Source organism: Aliidongia dinghuensis (assembly GCF_014643535.1).
GTDB lineage: Bacteria > Pseudomonadota > Alphaproteobacteria > ATCC43930 > CGMCC-115725 > Aliidongia > Aliidongia dinghuensis.
In genome coordinates this window covers 540,863-557,889 of record NZ_BMJQ01000001.1, presented here as the reverse complement: position 1 = coordinate 557,889, position 17,027 = coordinate 540,863, and the positions used below count along the sequence as shown (strand labels likewise).

Annotated in this window: 15 protein-coding genes and 1 tRNA gene; 4 read left to right on the top strand and 12 right to left on the bottom strand. The window is 68.0% G+C overall.

The genetic code is table 11. From position 1 onward, the window contains the following. Nucleotides 1-3 precede the first annotated feature (3 nt). The 6 genes from IEY58_RS02740 to IEY58_RS02715 form a co-directional block, all read right to left on the bottom strand. Nucleotides 4-846: a DUF3592 domain-containing protein gene (locus IEY58_RS02740; protein WP_189042169.1), complete on the bottom strand. Its 843-nt coding sequence runs from the start codon at nt 844-846 to the stop codon at nt 4-6. 86 nt (nt 847-932) lie between these two features. Continuing rightward, on the bottom strand, nt 933-1,430 hold the full coding sequence (locus tag IEY58_RS02735; protein WP_189042167.1) for a hypothetical protein: 498 nt from the start codon (nt 1,428-1,430) through the stop codon (nt 933-935). A gap of 194 nt (nt 1,431-1,624) precedes the next feature. After that, the gene (gene kynA / locus IEY58_RS02730; RefSeq protein ID WP_229743438.1) at nt 1,625-2,488 is read right to left on the bottom strand and encodes a tryptophan 2,3-dioxygenase; all 864 of its coding nucleotides are present in this window, start codon (nt 2,486-2,488) and stop codon (nt 1,625-1,627) included. A gap of 60 nt (nt 2,489-2,548) precedes the next feature. Beyond that, on the bottom strand, nt 2,549-3,046 hold the full coding sequence (gene pal, locus IEY58_RS02725; RefSeq protein WP_229743437.1) for a peptidoglycan-associated lipoprotein Pal: 498 nt from the start codon (nt 3,044-3,046) through the stop codon (nt 2,549-2,551). 371 nt (nt 3,047-3,417) lie between these two features. Beyond that, a complete protein-coding gene (folD, locus tag IEY58_RS02720; RefSeq protein ID WP_189042165.1) occupies nt 3,418-4,305 on the bottom strand; it encodes a bifunctional methylenetetrahydrofolate dehydrogenase/methenyltetrahydrofolate cyclohydrolase FolD in 888 nt (295 codons plus the stop codon). Continuing rightward, entirely contained in the window at nt 4,292-4,579 is a 288-nt protein-coding gene (locus IEY58_RS02715) for a YggT family protein (RefSeq protein ID WP_189042163.1), read from the bottom strand. Before IEY58_RS02715 ends, folD begins: the two co-directional genes overlap by 14 nt. Nucleotides 4,580-4,793: 214 nt before the next feature. On the opposite strand from IEY58_RS02715, the gene IEY58_RS02710 reads away from it, so the two are divergent. From IEY58_RS02710 to IEY58_RS02700, 3 genes are all read left to right on the top strand, one after another. Then, a tRNA-Ala gene (locus IEY58_RS02710) sits at nt 4,794-4,869 on the top strand. Between the two features lie 135 nt (nt 4,870-5,004). Continuing rightward, complete coding sequence (locus IEY58_RS02705) at nt 5,005-5,229, top strand: hypothetical protein (protein ID WP_189042161.1); 225 nt, start codon at nt 5,005-5,007, stop codon at nt 5,227-5,229. Nucleotides 5,230-5,402: 173 nt separating this feature from the next. Beyond that, nucleotides 5,403-7,055: an EAL domain-containing protein gene (locus tag IEY58_RS02700; RefSeq protein ID WP_189042159.1), complete on the top strand. Its 1,653-nt coding sequence runs from the start codon at nt 5,403-5,405 to the stop codon at nt 7,053-7,055. A gap of 9 nt (nt 7,056-7,064) precedes the next feature. On the opposite strand, the gene IEY58_RS02695 is transcribed toward IEY58_RS02700, so the two are convergent. Continuing rightward, nucleotides 7,065-7,544, bottom strand: coding sequence for an Lrp/AsnC family transcriptional regulator (locus IEY58_RS02695; protein WP_189042157.1), 480 nt, complete (start codon nt 7,542-7,544; stop codon nt 7,065-7,067). 146 nt (nt 7,545-7,690) lie between these two features. Here IEY58_RS02695 and IEY58_RS02690 point away from each other — a divergent pair, with 146 nt between their 5' ends. Continuing rightward, nucleotides 7,691-8,701, top strand: coding sequence for a 1-aminocyclopropane-1-carboxylate deaminase (locus IEY58_RS02690; RefSeq protein WP_189042155.1), 1,011 nt, complete (start codon nt 7,691-7,693; stop codon nt 8,699-8,701). 113 nt (nt 8,702-8,814) lie between these two features. Here IEY58_RS02690 and IEY58_RS02685 read toward each other — a convergent pair whose 3' ends face one another. From IEY58_RS02685 to IEY58_RS02665, 5 genes are all read right to left on the bottom strand, one after another. Then, nucleotides 8,815-10,185, bottom strand: a complete 1,371-nt coding sequence (locus IEY58_RS02685) for a tetratricopeptide repeat protein (RefSeq protein WP_189042153.1) — start codon at nt 10,183-10,185, stop codon at nt 8,815-8,817. Nucleotides 10,186-10,391: 206 nt separating this feature from the next. Beyond that, complete coding sequence (locus IEY58_RS02680) at nt 10,392-12,998, bottom strand: ATP-binding protein (protein WP_189042151.1); 2,607 nt, start codon at nt 12,996-12,998, stop codon at nt 10,392-10,394. A gap of 190 nt (nt 12,999-13,188) precedes the next feature. Further along, a complete protein-coding gene (locus IEY58_RS02675) occupies nt 13,189-13,863 on the bottom strand; it encodes a hypothetical protein (RefSeq protein WP_189042149.1) in 675 nt (224 codons plus the stop codon). Nucleotides 13,864-13,962: 99 nt separating this feature from the next. Then, nucleotides 13,963-15,615, bottom strand: a complete 1,653-nt coding sequence (locus IEY58_RS02670; RefSeq protein ID WP_189042147.1) for a methyl-accepting chemotaxis protein — start codon at nt 15,613-15,615, stop codon at nt 13,963-13,965. 94 nt (nt 15,616-15,709) lie between these two features. After that, nucleotides 15,710-16,972: a hypothetical protein gene (locus tag IEY58_RS02665; protein WP_189042145.1), complete on the bottom strand. Its 1,263-nt coding sequence runs from the start codon at nt 16,970-16,972 to the stop codon at nt 15,710-15,712. Nucleotides 16,973-17,027 lie beyond the last annotated feature (55 nt).

Sequence of the window (17,027 nt, the reverse complement as noted above, 5' to 3'; positions counted from 1 at the left end):
CTGCTATATCGCTTTCGGCCTGACGAGAGCGAACGGATAAAGACGGTTGCGCCGACTGTTGCGCGGATCGTACAGCACGAGCGGCTTCTCAATGATTCGCGCCCTGTATTCCTGAGACCCGGCAAAGTCCTGCGTAGCGTCCGCAATTTTCGCAGGAACATGCCGGCGGACGCCCTGAACCTGGTTACCGGTTTCGTCGAGGAACTGATAGGTCACTGTCGCGAAACGCCCGTTTTTCGTTCTGTACTCTCGCTCCTTGACAATCGCGGCCTCCGCAGCCCCGCCCCATTTGATGAGATGCTTCTGGCGGTAATACGCAATAACGACCAGCAGGACGAGAAGGGTGAAAAACGAAACGATTATCTCTTCCGCCGCCTCGACCTGCCTCAAAACCTCGCTCGGTTGCATTCGGCCGACCGGATCACCGACATTGAGGACGCTCCGGTCGGGCCTGAGGGGGTCATAGATTATCGGCACGATCGTCCCAGGGTGCAGCACGGAGCAGGACCCAGGCGACATTAGCGCCTCGCTGGAGATCGACGATTGATAAGCCCCAGCGAGCTCTCTCGGACTGAATGAATACTTGAGATGACAGGTGCTGACGGGCTCCCGCACACCCTTCTGCTTTGCTGTTGTGATGTAACCACCGGTCACTTCACCCGAGATCTCGATACCTCGTTCCTTCAATCCCAGAGCTCTATAGTACTTCGGGAGACCGACGATTACCGCAAGCGTGGCGAATACAATGCATAAGACGATCGGGATGACGATAAGGCCTAGGCAGGTGCCAGTCATCGCGGTCGGACGTGGCGTCTCAAGCGCCTTCAGGATCGCCTTTTCATCCACGCGCGAAGGACCTCGTCCGCCAAATACGGAACGAGTTTAGCATGAGCACCCGGCAACTTCACAACCGACAGAAGACGCGCGCGCCCTTAATCCTCCGGACTCTTCAGCGCCGTATCCAGCACCTCGACGGGCGCGTCGCTGCCCTTGAGCGTGTAGGCGGCGAGCCGCCGGTGGTCGTCTTCGAAGCTCACGATGAAGCGCATGCCGCGGGCCGGCTCGCCGGCGGGGGCGAGCATCGCCTGGAACGTCAGCTTGTCTGCATCGACCCAGGCGTAGCCGCTGGCGCCGGGGCGATCCGTGCGCAGCAGATAGAGCCGGTCGGAGACCGGGACGAAGCGCATCACCACCGGCTCGTTGGCACCGATGGAGAATGTCAGCTCGTCGTCCTGGCGCGTCACCGTGACATCGAACGGGTTGGCCTTCGACCAGAGCGGGACGAAAAGATCGCCCGGCGCCTGGCCCGACTGGCCTTGGAATGCGCCGAGAAACGGGGCGAGCCGGTCGACGGCCGCTTGGGCGGGTCGGGCGCCGAGCGCCGCAACCGACAAAAACAGCGTGCAACCCAAGGCGACAAGTCGCTTCATCGATCGCCCCTCTTCCCAAATAAAGACAGTGCTATTACGGCCGAACCTAGCGCAGCCGTCCCCATATTGGCGCGCAAATTTGGTAACCGATCGTTTCCACGCGGCTGAATTTTACGACCTTGCGGTATCGGGTGATGCCTCCGCGGCGATCTGCCTCAATAACGCGCATCGCCAGCATTTGAGAGCCCGGCATTTCAGAGTTCGGTGCGGACGTCCCACAGTTCGGGGAAGAACACAATGTCGAGCGCCTTGCGGAGATAGGCGACGCCGGCCGTCCCGCCGGTGCCGCGCTTGAAGCCGATGACGCGCTGCACCGTCGTCACGTGGCGGAAGCGCCATTGCTGGAACCAGTCCTCGAGATCGACCAGTTCCTCGGCCAGCTGATAGAGTTCCCAATGGGCCTTGGGGTCGCGATAGACAGTGAGCCAGGCGGCACGCACGCTGGCATCGGCGGCATAGGGCTCCCGCACGTCACGGCCAAGCGCCGCGGGATCGATCGCGAAACCGCGGCGCGCCAGGAGCCGGATCACCTCGTCATAGAGGCTGGGTGTCGCCAGCGCCGCGTCGAGCCGGGTCGCGAGCTCGGGCAGATGGCGATGCGGCTCGATCATCTGCGCCTGCTTGTTGCCGAGCAAAAACTCGATCAGCCGGTACTGCGCCGACTGGAAGCCCGACGACTGACCGAGCGCCGAACGGAAGCTCGAATAGTCCGACGGCGTCATGGTCGAGAGCACGTCCCACGACTGGATGAGCTGCGCCTGGATGCGGCTGACCCGCGCCATGGCCTTGAACGCCGGCTGCAGATCGTCGGCGACGACGAGGGCCCGCGCCTGGGTCAGCTCATGCAGCACGAGCTTCATCCACAGCTCCGTCGCCTGATGGATGATGATGAACAGGAGCTCGTCGGGCTGGTCGCTCAGCGGCTTCTGCGCCGCGAGCAGCGTGTCGAGCTGCAGATAGTCGCCGTAGCTCATGGCGCGCGCGAAATCCGTATGCGCCTCGGCCGCGAGCTCCCGCGCGTCCTTCTTGGTCGCGCCCTTCCTGGTCTCGTCGCTCACCGTTGCCTCCCTCGCCCTCAAGCGCGGAGCGATACACCGGGACGAGGGAGATTTTCCAGGCTATTGCACTACGGCGAGCGCACGCCGGTTCTGCGCCCACGCCGCTTCGTCGTGCCCAGTCGCGACCGGCCGTTCCTTGCCGTAGGAAACCGTATCGATGATGCGGTCGGCAGACACACCGGCGGCGATAAGCGCCGACCGGTAAGCGATGGCCCGGCGCTGGCCGAGGGCCAGATTGTACTCGCGTGTGCCGCGCTCGTCGGCATGGCCCTCGATCACCACCCGCGCGTCTGGATGAGCCGCAAGCAGAGCCGCAACTCGCGCCACCACAGGCTTGTCGTCGGCGCGCGGCGACGAGCTATCCGTATCGAAATGGATTGCCTCATCAAAGGCCAGTTTGGCGCCGCCCGGATTGCCCACATTACTCTTTGACTGGCACGGCACTCCGCAGGTCGAGACGGTTTGATCTTCCGCGCATCCCGCCAGCAACGCCATCAGCAGCACGAGCACAAAGCCGAACCGGGCATCGGCCAGCGAGTCCATGATCAAGGTACGCATCTTTCCCTCTCCTCGAGCAGCCCGTCCTCGGGCCGTGGGAGAGATTCTGCTCGCGGAACGCGCGAAAAGTTGGACGCGAACTCGATATTACCGTGTCGGGATTCCGGTGAAATTGCGGCGTGTCACACGCCCCCCGTCACACGAACCCCCGTCACATGAACCACAGCGCCGCCAGCCCCACGACCAGGAGACCCAGCCATCGATCGATTACCGATTCGAAGATCGCTTCCTGCATCGTCCGCCCTTCCCTTGCCGTTCATTCATTAAAGCCGGGGCGGACTGTGCCCGGCGAATAGGCGGAAAGGGTGACCCGAACACGATCATCCCGTGTTCGCATTCGGGCGATTTTGCGGCGAGGCAGGTTTTGAGGGTCAGACCGCCGGAACCGGCACGCCCTTGATGCGGCAGGCCGCCGTCAGCGTGTTGCGCATGAGGCAAGCGATCGTCATCGGCCCGACGCCGCCCGGCACCGGCGTAATGGCCGAGGCGACCGCCGCCGCCTCGGCGAACGCTACGTCACCGACGAGCCGGCCCTTGCCGTCCGGCGTCGGCACGCGGTTGATGCCGACATCGATGACCGTGGCGCCCGGCTTGACCCAGTCGCCCTTGACCATCTCGGCACGGCCGACCGCCGCCACCAGAATGTCGGCCTGACGGCAGACTGCCGGCAGATCCTTGGTCCGGGAATGCGCGACGGTGACCGTGCAGTTCTCGGCCAGGAGCAGCGCCGCGATCGGCTTGCCGACAAGGGCCGAGCGGCCGATCACGACGGCATTCCTGCCGGCGAGCTGGCCCAGGCGGTCCTTCAGGAGCAGCACGCAGCCGAGCGGCGTACACGGCACCAGCCCTTCAGCACCGCTCCAGAGCGCGCCCACGTTCTGGGCATGGAGACCGTCGACGTCCTTCCGGGGATCGATCGTGGCCACGACTGCCGCCGCATCGAGCCCGGCCGGCAGCGGCAGCTGCACGAGGATGCCGTGAACGTCCGGATCGGCGTTGAGGCGGGCGACGAGCGCCATGAGCTCGGCCTGGGTCGTCGAGGCCGGCAGCTTGTGCTCGACGCCGTGGAAGCCCGCCTCCTCAGTCGCCTTGGTCTTGGAGCGGACATAGACCTGGCTCGCCGGATCGTCGCCGACCAGGACCACCGCCAGGCCGGGACGGAAGCCGTGGCGCGCCTGGAGCTCCGCCGCCGCCGCCGCGACGCGGGCACGCAGGCCCTGCGCGAAGGCCTTGCCGTCGATGAGCTTAGAGGCGTCCACTGAAGAACTCGAACACGAGGTTGCGCAGGAAGGTCAGCAGCAGGATCGCCACGATGGGCGACACGTCGACACCGCCCAGGTTCGGCAGGATGCCGCGAATCGGGCGCAGGACCGGGTCGGTCAGCCGATAGAGCGTGTCGCCGATGACGGAGACCACGCGGTTGTAGCGATTGACGACGCCGAACGCCGTGAGCCAGCTCAGAACGGCGGAAACGATCAGCATCCAGATGAAGATCTGGATCACGCTGTCGACCAGAATCAGCAGGCTATACATGACGGTGCGGTCGGCCGGTCTGTTACAGGATACGGAGCGCGGACCCTAGCGTCCGGCGCGGCGGCACGCAAGCGCAGGCCTTGCGGGACAGCCTTCGCGAGCAGGTCGCAGCCGATGCCATAAGCCTAACGCATAGCCGCTTTTCGCCCGCACAGGCGACTTGACATGTGGGGCCTCGCGACGACATACAACCCGTCACCGAACGGTTCGGCGTGGGGTCGTAGCTCAGTTGGTAGAGCGCGACGTTCGCAATGTCGAGGTCCGGGGTTCGATTCCCCGCGGCTCCACCAACCGTCCGGTTCAGTGGAAAAAGGGCCCGGCCGATCATTCGGTCGGGCCCTTTTTCGTCGGGGCCATGACGCGCTATCTTCCACGACGCGCTATCTTGCGCGAGCCGCCCCTGGGTCCAGCCGAGCGCCGTCGCCATGCCGTCTCCCCGAAACACGCCCGATGCCGAGCGCGGCGCGTTCGAGCCGCTCATCGACCAGGCGTCGACGCTCGGGCAACTGGAGGCGCTCGCCGGCCTCACTGCGGAGAACCGGGTCGACTTCTGGCTCGCCTTCGGCGAGATCGAGAACGAGGCCGAACGCATCGCTGCCGGCGTCGCCGAGCTGAAGCGCCGGATTCGCCGGGCCGGCCTGATGGCATAGCTCTGATGGCATAGCCCCGATGGCATAGCTTTGCAGGCACCGGCTACACCTCTGGTCGCGGAACGCGCGACAAACTCTTCTCAGCATCGCGGTGCTGTGTCACTTTTTTGCGCATCCGGCGCTTTTGTCTTCCCGCCGGATCGGTGCTCGTCCGTGGAAGACGGGGACGCGGCATGCCGCACATTCTGAAGCGGGAACGGGACCGGTTCGTGGGCTTCGCCTTCGCGACGGCCCACCTGCTCGTCGAAATCGACCTCGCCGGGACGGTTCGCTTCGCTGCCGGCGCGTCATGCGGGCTTGCCGACGGACCGGCCGAGACGCTCGTCGGCCAGTCGCTCGACACGCTGGTCGCCCCGGCTGATCGCGAGTTCATGGGCCATCTCCTGAAGCGGCTCATCAGCACGGGCACGATCGGGCTCACGCGCGTCCGGCTCACGTCATATCAGGGCAAGCCGATCGACTTCATCCTGGGGGGCCGCCGGCCCCTCAACGGCGGCGATACGCTGCAGCTGGGCCTGATCCTGGCCAGCATGCTCGCCCGCGCACCCGAGGTCGCGGGCCAGAGCGAGGCCGAGCGCTTTACCGCCGCGGCCTCACACCGGCTCGCGGTCGCCTCCGAGGCGCAGGTCGAGGAAGGCATGACCTTCCTGATGCTGAACGGCCTCCAGAAGCTCGCGGACGAGCGCGGCCCGGCGGCGCTGGCCGAGGTCTTGCCGCAGCTGATGGCCTATCTGCGCTCGGTCTCAGCCGGCGGCGAGCTCGCGAGCCCGCTCGCCCCCGGCCGCTTCGGCCTGGTGCGCGCCCGTGGCGTGACAGAGGCGGAGATCGTCGCCGGCATCGAGGAGATCCTGGAGCGCGCCGCCCTGCCCTCGCCAGTCCAGGTGTTCGATCTGTCGTTCGACTCGGGCGGGCTCGACGAGGCGGATTCGGCCCGGGCGCTTGCCTACTCGATCCGCCGCTTCTCCGAGGCACGGCCGGGCGGCTTCAATGTCCGCTCGCTCAAGGACGGCGCCACCGCCCTCTTGTCGGAAACCGTGAAGCAGGTGGCCGCGGCACGCCGGATCATGGCGCAGCGCCGGATCGAGGTGGTCTATCAGCCGGTCGTCCGGCTCACGGACAGCCGCACCCATCATTTCGAGGCACTGTCGCGCATCTCGGGCGTGGCCTCGATCGGCCCCTGGATCCGCTTTGCCGAGGAGACGGGCCTCATCCAGGATTACGACCTGATCCTGGCCGAGGCGGTGCTCTCGACCATGGCCAGCCACGAGAAGAGCGGCTGGCAGCCGATGATCGCCATCAACCTGTCGGCCCAGTCGCTGCAAAGCTCGCTGTTCCGTGCCCGGTTCGACCAGATCACCGCCGCCCACGCCGCCCAGGCACCGCGCCTGATGATCGAGGTGACCGAGACCGCTGGCATCACCGACTATCCGGCGATGGCAGCGATCCTGCGCGACCTGCAGGCACGCGGCCACCGCCTCTGCATCGACGATTTGGGGGCCGGCTCGACCTCGCTCGAGACGCTGCGTTCGTTGCCGGCCGATTACGTCAAGATCGACGGGCCGTTCCTGCGCGCGGCGATCGAGGATCCGCGCGAGTTCAAGACGCTTGAGACCGTCATCGGCATGGCGCTCGCCCATGGCAGCGAGATCATCGTCGAGCAGATCGAAAGCGTCGACCACGCGTCGGTCGCGAGCCGGATCGGCGCGCACTACGCCCAGGGCTTCCTCTACGGTCGCCCGACCACGGACATGATCGCCTTCGGGCACGACAATCCGGATCCGCACTGGCAGCCGATGCCGTTCGACAAGGGCAAGAAGCCGGCATGAGCCGGCCGCTCAGAACTCGAGCGGCGCGTTGTCGATGACCTCCTTCATCACGAAGAAGGTCCGGGTCTGGCGCACCCCCGGCAGCGCGATCAGCTTCTCGCCATGCAACCGATTGAAGTCCGCCATGTCGCGCACCCGGATCTTGAGGAAATAGTCGAAATCGCCGGCAACCAGGTGGCAGTCGAGCACGATCGCCATGCGCCGCACGGCCGCCTCGAACGCGGCGAAGCTCTCGGGCGTCGAGCGGTCGAGCACGACGCCGACGAGGACGAGCGCGCCCTTGTCGACCCGCTGCGGCACGATCTGCGCGCGCACCCCGCTGATGTAACCCTCGGCGAACAGGCGCTGCGTGCGGCGATGGCAGGTCGCCGGGCTGGTGTTGACCCGCTTCGCCAGTTCCGCATTGCCAATGCTGCCGTCGGCCTGCAGCAGGCGGAGAATCTTGAGATCGATCCGGTCGAGCTCAGGTTGTTCGGAAGATTCGTTCATTCTTCCCCAAAATCATGAAATTCTTCGGCAGTCATTCATCGATATACAGACTATCGGCGAAGAATTATATCGAAACTCGAGAGCACCTTTCACAGCTGACGCCCTATGCTGCGCACACGATCCTCATTGCCGCGAAGGGCCCCGTCATGCTCGAGAAATTCGCCCGTTATCCGCTGACCTTCGGCCCGACGCCGATCGAGAAGCTCAACCGGCTGTCGGCCCATCTGGGCGGCGGCGTCGAGATCTATGCCAAGCGCGAGGACTGCAACTCCGGCCTCGCCTTCGGCGGCAACAAGCTGCGCAAGCTCGAGTACATCGTACCTGACGCGATCGCGAGCGGCGCCGACACGCTGGTCTCGATCGGCGGCGTGCAGTCGAACCACACGCGCATGGTGGCGGCGACCGCGGCCAAGATCGGCATGAAGTGCCGCCTGGTGCAGGAAAGCTGGGTCCCGCACGAGGACGCGGTCTATGACCGGGTCGGCAACATCCTGCTGTCGCGCGTCATGGGTGCCGAGGTGCAGCTGGTCGACGAAGGCTTCGACATTGGCATCCGGGCGAGCTGGGAAGCCGCGCTCGAGGACGTCAAGGCCAAGGGCGGCAAACCCTATGCGATCCCGGCCGGCGCCTCGGTCCACAAGTACGGCGGGCTCGGCTATGTGGGCTTCGCCGAGGAGGTGCGGGTCCAGGAACAAGCGCTGGGCTTCCGCTTCGACTATATCGTCGTCTGCACCGTGACCGGCTCCACCCACGGCGGCATGGTCGTGGGCTTTGCGGCCGACGGGCGGCAGCGCCGGGTCATCGGCATCGACGCCTCCGGTACGCCGGGGCAGACCAAGGCGCAGGTGCTCGACATCGCCCAGAAGACCTCGGCACTCGTCCAGGGCAAGGACATCACGGCGGACGACGTCGTGCTGATCGAGGATTACGCCTACCCGGCCTATGGCGTGCCGTCCAAGGAGACGGTCGAAGCGATCCGGCTCTCGGCCCGCCTTGAGGGCATGATGACCGACCCGGTCTACGAGGGGAAATCGATGCAGGGCATGATCGACCTCGTCCGCAAGGGCTTCTTCCCGGCCGGATCCAAGGTGCTCTACGCACACCTGGGCGGCGTGCCGGCGATCAACGGCTACAGCTACACGTTCCGCAACGGGTGATGGGCCTTTCATCGTCATTCCCGCGCCGGCTGAAATCCAGGGTTGCAGCAAAAATTATCTCAGATCGTGCCCGTGGCTCTGGATCCCCGCCTGCGCGGGGATGACGGGAGAAACTACCCCGCGACCAACGCCTGACGCACCTCTGCGATTGCGGGCGCCCAGTCGCCGAGGTGCTCCTGGTTGAAGAGCCGCATCGACGGGTACCAGAAGCTCTCGGTCTGCCGCCAGCCCCAGCGCCATTCCGAGCTGGCGCGGTTCAGCATCCAGGTCGGTCGGCCAAGCGCCCCGCCCAGATGCGCGGGCGCGCTGTCGATGGTGATGAGCAGGTCGAGATTGGCCAGGATCGCCGCGGTCTCGGTGAAATCGGCGAGGTCTGCGGACAAGTCGGCCACGCCGGCCCGCGCCAGGATCGCCGCCTCGTCCTCGGGCAGCGGCCCCGGCTGAAGTGCGAACCAGCGGGTCCCGGCGACCCCGAACAGGGGCTCGACCTGGTCGAGCGGGACCGAGCGCCAGTGATCCTCGGGCATGGCGGGCGACCCGCGCCAGACCACCCCGATCTTGCGGCCCGTGCCGCCAAGCCGCTCGGCCCAGACCGCCGCGCGCTCCGGCGGCGGCATGAGATAGGGCTGCGATGGCACATCGTCCGGTCGGGCGCGGTGAAGCATCGCCAGCCCTTCGAACCACATGAAATAGCCGGGCCGGTCCTCGAGCGCGGCCGCGTCCTCGAGCACGCGGACCCGCTCGGCGCCGGCGCGGACCACGGCCGGGCTTGCTCTCAGCAGCGAAACCAGCCCCGGCTGGACGAGCAGGGTCACCCGCTCCGGCCCGGCGGCCAGCACGCGGTCGAGATAGCGGAAATAATGGATCGTGTCGCCGTTGCCGCCGTGGCTGAACAGCACGATCTCCTGCCCCGCGAGCGGCTCGCCGCGCCAGCGGCGATGGCCAGTGCCATGCATCTGCTGCCAGCGCTCGTCGAGGTCCGCCGGCACGCTCGCCTCGCAGAGCCGCCAGGCCTCATCCCACTGGCCGGCCTGAAACCGGGTGCGCCAGATGCGGTCGCCGAGACTGGCGCCATCCTCGAGCCGGACGCGCGCCGCCTCGAGGCAGGCGACGGCCTCGTCGAAACGGCCCTGGTAGGCGAGCGCCAGACCCAGATGCTGCCAAGCATCGCCGTAACGGTCATCGCGCGCCAATGCCTGGCGGAAATGGCTCTCGGCCTCGGCCGGCCGGCCGAGTGCGCGGCTGGCCAGGCCCTGATAATAAGGGATCCGGATGTCCCGGCCGCCGAGCGCCCAGGCGCGCTCCAGACAGCCGAGCGCGTCTTCGTCGCTGCCGATGTGCTGCAGGAAGAAACCCGCCTCCGCCCAGAGCGCCGGATCCTCGGGCCGCTCGCGCAGCCGGTCGACAATCTGGACCTGCGCCGCCTCGACGTCGCCCGCCTCGATCAGCGCCGCCGCGGCGATCGCCATCTTGCCGATTTCCACCCGAAATCCCCGCTCACGTTTTCTCGACGGCCGATCATAGCCACCGGGCAGCGCCCGAAAAGAGCAATCAGGCGATGAAGCGGCCCCCAAAGCCGCATCGCCACGGATTCGGCCGTTGATACGGCCGGCCGTGGTGATGCGACCTGGGACGGGGGCCGGAGACCTAGCACAAGCCTCGCGACGGATTGATGACGGCGTCTAAAGGATCAACCGCGCCGCGTCGGCAGCGGCACGACGCGCGCGCTGTCCGCGAAGCGAGCCGCCAGCGCCGACAGCGTGCGCGCGGCGACGTCGCTCAGCACGCTCAGATGGCGGTCGAGCTCGTCCTGCTCCACGGCCTCGCGCAGACCCGCGAGCCGGCGGGCCGCCCGTTCGAGCTCGGCGCAACCGAGATTGCCGGCAAGACCGGCGATCGCCCGGGCATGGCCGCGCACCGCCGTGGCGTCGGCACGGGCGAGTTCCAGGGCCGCAGTCTCCGTCTCGACGCTGCGGCGGAACAGGGCGACGAGCTCGGCCGCCTTCGCGCGGCCCAGGCGCGTGATCAGTCCGTCGAGCGCCACCTCGTCCAGCACCGGCACTGGCGGCCGGGCGGGACCGGTCGTGGCCGCAGCGGTCAGCCGATCGATGATGACAAGCAGCTGCGGCTCGTCGATCGGCTTCGCGACATAGGCGTCCATGCCGGCCGCAAGACAGCGCGCCGCATCCTCGCTCGACGCATTGGCCGTGAGCGCTACGATCGGCGTGCGCCGGGCGTTTCCTTCGTCGTCACGGATCGCCCGGGTCGCGTCGACGCCGTTCATCACCGGCATCTGCACGTCCATCAGCACGAGATCGTAGGCCGTCCGCCGGAGCGCCGTCACGGCCGCGACACCGTCGTCGACGACGTCGACCAGATGGCCGTTCGCCTCCAGGATCGCCGTCACCAGGATCTGGTTGGCGACCACATCCTCGGCCAGCAGGATGCGGCGCGGCTGACGCTCGGCCAGCGTGGGCTCGGCCTCGGGCACGGCGGCGACGGCGAGCGGCAGCTCCACCCAGAACAGACTGCCCCGCCCCTCCTCGCTCTCGACGCCAAGGTGGCCGCCCATCAGCTCGACGAGCTTCCGGCAGATCGCGAGGCCCAGGCCCGACCCGCCGTAGCGCCGCGCATTGCTGCCGTCGAGCTGGCTGAACTGCTGGAACAGCCGGTCGAGCTTGTCGGCGGCGATGCCGATGCCGGTGTCGAGCACCTGCAGGCACAGGAGCGCCGGGCCTGCATCTCGACCCGGGGCATCTCGACCCAGGGCGTCTCGGCCCAGGACGTCCCGGCTCAGGGCGTCCCGGCTCAGGGGGTCTCTGCCATGGGCGCAGCGGCTCTGGTAGTCGACGCGAAGCTCGATCGACCCGCTCTGGGTGAACTTGACCGCGTTGGACAGCAGGTTGACCATCACCTGCCGGATGCGGCCGGCATCGCCCGCGAGACCGGCCGGCACGCTCGGCGCCACGACCAGCCGGAACGCGAGCCCCTTCGCCTCGATCCCAGGGCGAACCACGGCCGCCGCATCCTCGACGAGCGTCCGCGGCGCGAACGGCGCCACGTCGAGCTGCAGCTTGCCGGCCTCGGCATTGGCGTAGTCGAGCACGTCCGCCACGACACCCAGCAGCGCCTGTGCCGCCTCGCGCTGCAGCTCGAGATAGCGGCGCTGCTCGGCGGGGCTGGGCTCGGTCCGCAGCAGGAGGTCGGAGAAGCCGATGATGCCGGTGAGCGGCGTGCGCAGTTCGTGGCTCATGGTCGCGAGGAACTGCGTCTTGGCGACGCCCGCGGCCTCCGCCTGCGTGCGCAGGGCTTCGAGCTCTGCCGCCTGCCGCTCGCGCGCTTCGACGGCGGCGTCGTGCTCGACCGTCCGGGTGGCGAGCGCCGACGCCCGCACCGCCGCCTCGGCCTGGAGCACATCGTTCTGCCGCTCGAGCTCGGCGAGCCGGTCGGTGAGCGCGCGGGTCCGGCGCGCGACCTCGGCCTCGAACGCCCATTCGGCGACCATCATGCTCTCGCTCGCCAGCGTCACCCGCCGATAGAGCCGGCCGATCTCGCCCAGGCAGAGTGCCAGGAGGCAGCCGGCGGCGGCCAGCGCCTCGAGCCGGCCGGCGTACCAGCCGAGCGAACCACGGACGCCACCCGCGAGCGTCAGCAGGTCGTCCAGCATCAGGGCGAGAATCGAGAGGCCGAAGAACAGCTGCAGCCCGGTCTTGAGCCGGGTCCAGCGCCAGAGCAGGAACAAGGCCAGCAGGCTCTCGCCGACGAGCAGCGGCCCGATGCCGATCGCGGCGGCGCGGCGATAGTTGCCGTCCTGGACCATCGCCGGATGGACCCAGGGGGCCGTCAGCAGCATGACCGCGGAAATCGCGACCAGCGCCGCGACGGTCGCCCGCACGCCCCAGACGAGAAGATGGGTCTGGTTGGCGGCACAGGGCTGCTGCGGCGCCAACCGCTCGGACCGGGCGAAACCGATTGCCGCGAGCGGCAGGACGGCGTGCCACAGGAACCAGCACCAGGCCGCCATGAGCAGAGCCCGGTCGGCCGGCAGTTTCGAGATCTGCAGATCCGGCATCGACCAGAGCTGCAGCATTTGCATCGCCGAGGCATAGAGCGTGCCGGCCGCGATCCACAGCAGCGAGACGGTCCGGCTCGCCAGGAAATGGCGGACCAGGAGATGGGCGGTCAGCAGATAGACGAGCGAGACCAGCGTCTGATGGATGATGAGGGAGCCCGGCCCGCTTGACCATTGCTGGTCGGCGATCGGCAGCACGCCCGCGGCGCAGGCCATGGCCAGCATCGCGAACGTCCCTCCGGCGACAACCTCGCGTGAGGTCCGGGCTCGGGTCGCCAGGAGTTCACCGGACGGCGGCACCGGCGGAAAGTGCTCGTGGGACGGCATTACGGATGCGGCTCCGAAACTCCTCAGTTTCCATAAGCTTTGCGCCAGACCGCGGCGCTTTGCAACGAGAACCGCAGTTTCATCGGACTTAATGGCACAAGACGGTGGTAGCACCCGCGACGGGACAGTCTGCACCGTTGGGCGGCGCCGATGCACCGCCGAGCCGGGCCCGGTCCGCCCAGTCCTTGTCGTCGACCGCCTTGACCAGCGACCAGAGGCTTTGCTGCAGCCGCTCGTGGCGGTTGGTCTCGTCGGGCGCGGGCGGCGCCCGATCAGCGCTCATCAACGCGTCGATCCGGTCGTAGACTCGCGCCAGATCGCGGCTGTAGCCGATGCCGTTGCCCATGACCACGACCGGCTGGTCGACGCAGAGCGACAGGGGCAGGTCCGTCGTGTTGGCGAGCGAGAGCTGGTCCGGCGCATCAGTGCCCTCGACGCGCAGCACGTGGCGCGCGAGCGCGGTTGCAAGCGACATGGTCTCGCCGCCGACCGACACGGTCGCCGCCCCCAGTGCCGGCGTCTCGCCCAGCATGACGCCGCGGCGCGGCGTGCTGCCGTCCTGGTCGAGGCAATAGGCCGGCACCGGGCCGCTCGCATGGCCGGCGATCTGGTAGCAGCCGGCGCCGATCAGCATGCGCTGCATGGGGGGTGACGCCGGCGTCGCGTTGCCCGGCCTCACGGCAAGGGGGGCCGCGGCCAGCGCGAGCACGAGCATCGCCCACAAGAGCCACGAACCCGGCGGGACGATCCCAAAGCTCCGCATCTGCCGCCCGTCCCTCCGCTGGTCCGGACGCCATGATCCTCCAGGACCGGCGGCATCGGCAACCGCCGGCCGGTCGCAGGCTCCCGAGCCGGGCCCCTGTTAGGACGCGCGCGCCGCCGCCAGGAACTCGTTCAGGCTCTGGGTCAAGAGATCCGACTGCCGGACGAGATCGCCGGCAGCACCCAGGATGTCGGTGGCGCTCCGGCCGGTTTCGCCCGCGATCCGCGTCACGCCGATGATGTTCTCCGACACCTCGCCGGCACCGGTCGCCGCCTGCTGGATATTTCGCGCGATTTCCTGCGTCGCCTGGCCCTGCTGGCCGATCGAGGCGGTCATGGCGCCGGCGATCTCGCTGATCTTGGTGATGGTCCCCTCGATGCCGTGGATCGCCGAGACGACTTCCTGAGTGGCGGACCGGATCGCGGCCACCTGGGCCGTGATCTCCTCCGTCGCGCGGCCCGTCTGCGCCGCCAGGCTCTTGACCTCGCTCGCCACGACGGCGAAGCCCTTGCCGGCATCGCCGGCCCGCGCCGCCTCGATCGTGGCGTTCAAGGCGAGCAGGTTGGTCTGGGCCGCGATGTCGCTGATGAGCTTCACGACCTCGCCGATGCGGCCGGCCGCGGCCTCGAGATGCTCGACCTTGTTCGAGGTCGCGCCTGCCTCCTGCACGGCGCCCTCGGCGACGCTCGCCGAGCCGGCCGCCTGGCGCCCCAGCTCGTCGATCGAGGCGGTCAGCTGTTCGGCGGCGCTCGCCACCGTCTGGATGCTGACCGACGTTTCCTCGGACGCGGCCGCAACCGCCGAGGACTGGCCTGTCGCCGTCTCGGCCGCCTCGACCATGGAGCGGGCGCTGTGCTCGACCTGGTTCGCGGCACCTGCGACCGAGTCCGCAACTGTCTTCACGCTGCTCTCGAGCCGGGCCGCAAGCTGCAGCAGCGCCTGGCGCCGGGCCTCCTCGGCTTGGCTCTTCTGCGCCTCCCGCTCCTGCTCGATCCGGATCACTTCCTCGGCATTGTCGCGGAAGACCATGACCGACGCCGCCATGGCGCCGATCTCGTCCCGGCGGTTCGTCGCCGGGATGGCGACGCCGGTCTCGCCCGCCGCGAGCTGGCGCATCACCTCGGTGATGTCGAGGATCGGGCGCGCCACCAGCCGACGCAGCAGGAACGCGAGCAGGCCCAGGAGCACGATCATCACGACCAGCGCCACGATGGTCTGGCTCCGGAGCGCCTTCGAGACCGCCGCATTCTGCGCATCGAGGCTCCAGGCGATGGCGAGCGCGCCGATCACCTTGGTGCCGCGCAGGCTCATCACCGGCACGGCCACGATCAGGTGGGTATCGGTCGCCTTGATCAGGTTCTCGCCCTTGGCCAGCACGTTCGGCGCGCCGGCCAGGATCTGGGTGAGATCGACCGACGACTTCAGCTTGTCGTTCGCGAATTTCAGTAAGAGCGAGCCGTCGTCGTTGAACGCGGCGAGGCTCGCGAGCTGGGTGTCGGGCGCGTCGGCAATCGGCTTGTACTCGGTCTCGATGGCCGAGCCGTCGTGGCCCATGAAGCCGATCCGCATGGCGTTGCCGAGCTGGGTCGTCTTGGCCGTGAGGTCGGCCACGGCCAGATCGATCAGGCTCGCGCGCTGGTCGCGCGCCTGCAGCCCGATCATGGTGAGGAACCCGACCAGGATTGCCGCCGTAAAGGCGGCGACGAGCTTGCGCTCGATCGTCCAGTTGAAGTTACGCAGACGTGCCGACATGCCCATTTCGCTCTCCCCTGTCGCGCGCGGCTCGTGCATTCATGCGCTTATCTCTAGCCGCGCGCCGACGCTCGCTGTTTCGCGTTGCCGTCCCCTATTGTCCGCTCGCTGCCCGGATCAGCGCGGCCTTCTCATCGCCGCCGACCGATCGCAGCCACGGTTGGAAATGCGTCCCCACCAGCTCGTTCAGAATGCCGACGCCCGTTTCCCCCCGGGTCTTGCGGACCCAGCGGATGACCGAGGCCAAGGCCGCCTGATCGAGCATCCAGTTGAACGGCCATTCGATCTCGAGCTTCGCCAGCACGAACAGCCTGACCCGCTCCAGAAACGCCTGTCCGCCAGCGCCCGGATCGCAGACGCCGAGCACGGCCGGATAGCGCGAGCAGGGCCCGGCGCCGTCGTGGCGGAAGCAGGTGAAATCGTATCCGGCCGCGGCCGCGACCAGCGGGTCGAGCGGCTGCAGGAACCCGACATCGGCATCCAGCAGGACGACCGGCCGCCGATAGTGCCGGAGCAGATCCGGCCCGACGAGGAACCGGGCTGAGGCGTAGTAGGCGCCGCTGCGGAGCGCGCTGTCGGGTTCGGTCGAGAGATTGAGTGCCAGCCCCGGTGCCTCGGCCGTGAGCGCCCGGAACAGCGAACGGCTCGCCTCGTCCGCCGCCATCACATGGAAATGCAGCGCCGCCCCCGGCATCTGCGCCGCAGCACTCCGCACGAAGCCCGGCGCGAAGCGCTCGAAATAATGCCGGTCGCAGGCCGTCGCCAGCACGTAGGGCCGCCCGCCGGCGCCGGCATCGAGCTCCCGAACGGTCGCGGGCAGCCGCGCTGCGACCGCCGCGGGCTCGGCCAGACCGGCGACGAAATCCACGTCCTCGATCAGCGTCCCCTGGCGATAGGCGATGTTGAAATGGCTGTCGGCGCCGATCGGCAGTTGGCCCGCCCCAGCGCGGACAAGCTCCTTGAACCGACCGAGCCGGGCGAAGGCGGCATCCTCGGCGCCATCGAGCAGATCGGCACAGGCCGCCTGGTAGAGTGCCGGCGGTTTGTAGACGCTCGCCATGGGCAGGGCATCGTCGAGCGCCCGCAGATGGCCGTGCAGGCGATAGGTCAGAAGCAGGCCCAGCGCCTCGTGGCAGAACAGGAAACCATCGCCACGGCGGCGCTCACGATAATCGGCGAGCCCGATGAGATCGCCGAGCCGGCCTTGGAGGGCCAGCGCCACGGCGAGACCGCGCCAGGCCTCATCGTCGGTCGGCACGGCATTGACCGCGGCCAGGAACAACGTCGCCGCCTCCGCGTAGCGCCGCGCGTTCAGATGGGCGACGGCCTGCTCGACCAAGGAGGGCGCCGCGGTCATGTCTGTCCCCCGAGCGGGTGACTTGCCGGGCGCGCCGCAGGGCCGATAATGCCGA

Bases quoted from the DNA above. Each gene is read 5' to 3' on its own strand.
- IEY58_RS02700 (WP_189042159.1), top strand. From the start codon at position 5,403: ATGCCGCACATTCTGAAGCGGGAACGGGACCGGTTCGTGGGCTTCGCC.
- IEY58_RS02670 (WP_189042147.1), bottom strand. From the start codon at position 15,615: ATGTCGGCACGTCTGCGTAACTTCAACTGGACGATCGAGCGCAAGCTC.
- IEY58_RS02680 (WP_189042151.1), bottom strand. From the start codon at position 12,998: ATGCTGGCCATGGCCTGCGCCGCGGGCGTGCTGCCGATCGCCGACCAG.
- IEY58_RS02715 (WP_189042163.1), bottom strand. From the start codon at position 4,579: ATGTATAGCCTGCTGATTCTGGTCGACAGCGTGATCCAGATCTTCATC.
- pal (WP_229743437.1), bottom strand. From the start codon at position 3,046: ATGCGTACCTTGATCATGGACTCGCTGGCCGATGCCCGGTTCGGCTTT.
- IEY58_RS02665 (WP_189042145.1), bottom strand. From the start codon at position 16,972: ATGACCGCGGCGCCCTCCTTGGTCGAGCAGGCCGTCGCCCATCTGAAC.
- IEY58_RS02690 (WP_189042155.1), top strand. From the start codon at position 7,691: ATGCTCGAGAAATTCGCCCGTTATCCGCTGACCTTCGGCCCGACGCCG.
- IEY58_RS02705 (WP_189042161.1), top strand. From the start codon at position 5,005: ATGCCGTCTCCCCGAAACACGCCCGATGCCGAGCGCGGCGCGTTCGAG.
- IEY58_RS02675 (WP_189042149.1), bottom strand. From the start codon at position 13,863: ATGCGGAGCTTTGGGATCGTCCCGCCGGGTTCGTGGCTCTTGTGGGCG.
- IEY58_RS02695 (WP_189042157.1), bottom strand. From the start codon at position 7,544: ATGAACGAATCTTCCGAACAACCTGAGCTCGACCGGATCGATCTCAAG.
- IEY58_RS02735 (WP_189042167.1), bottom strand. From the start codon at position 1,430: ATGAAGCGACTTGTCGCCTTGGGTTGCACGCTGTTTTTGTCGGTTGCG.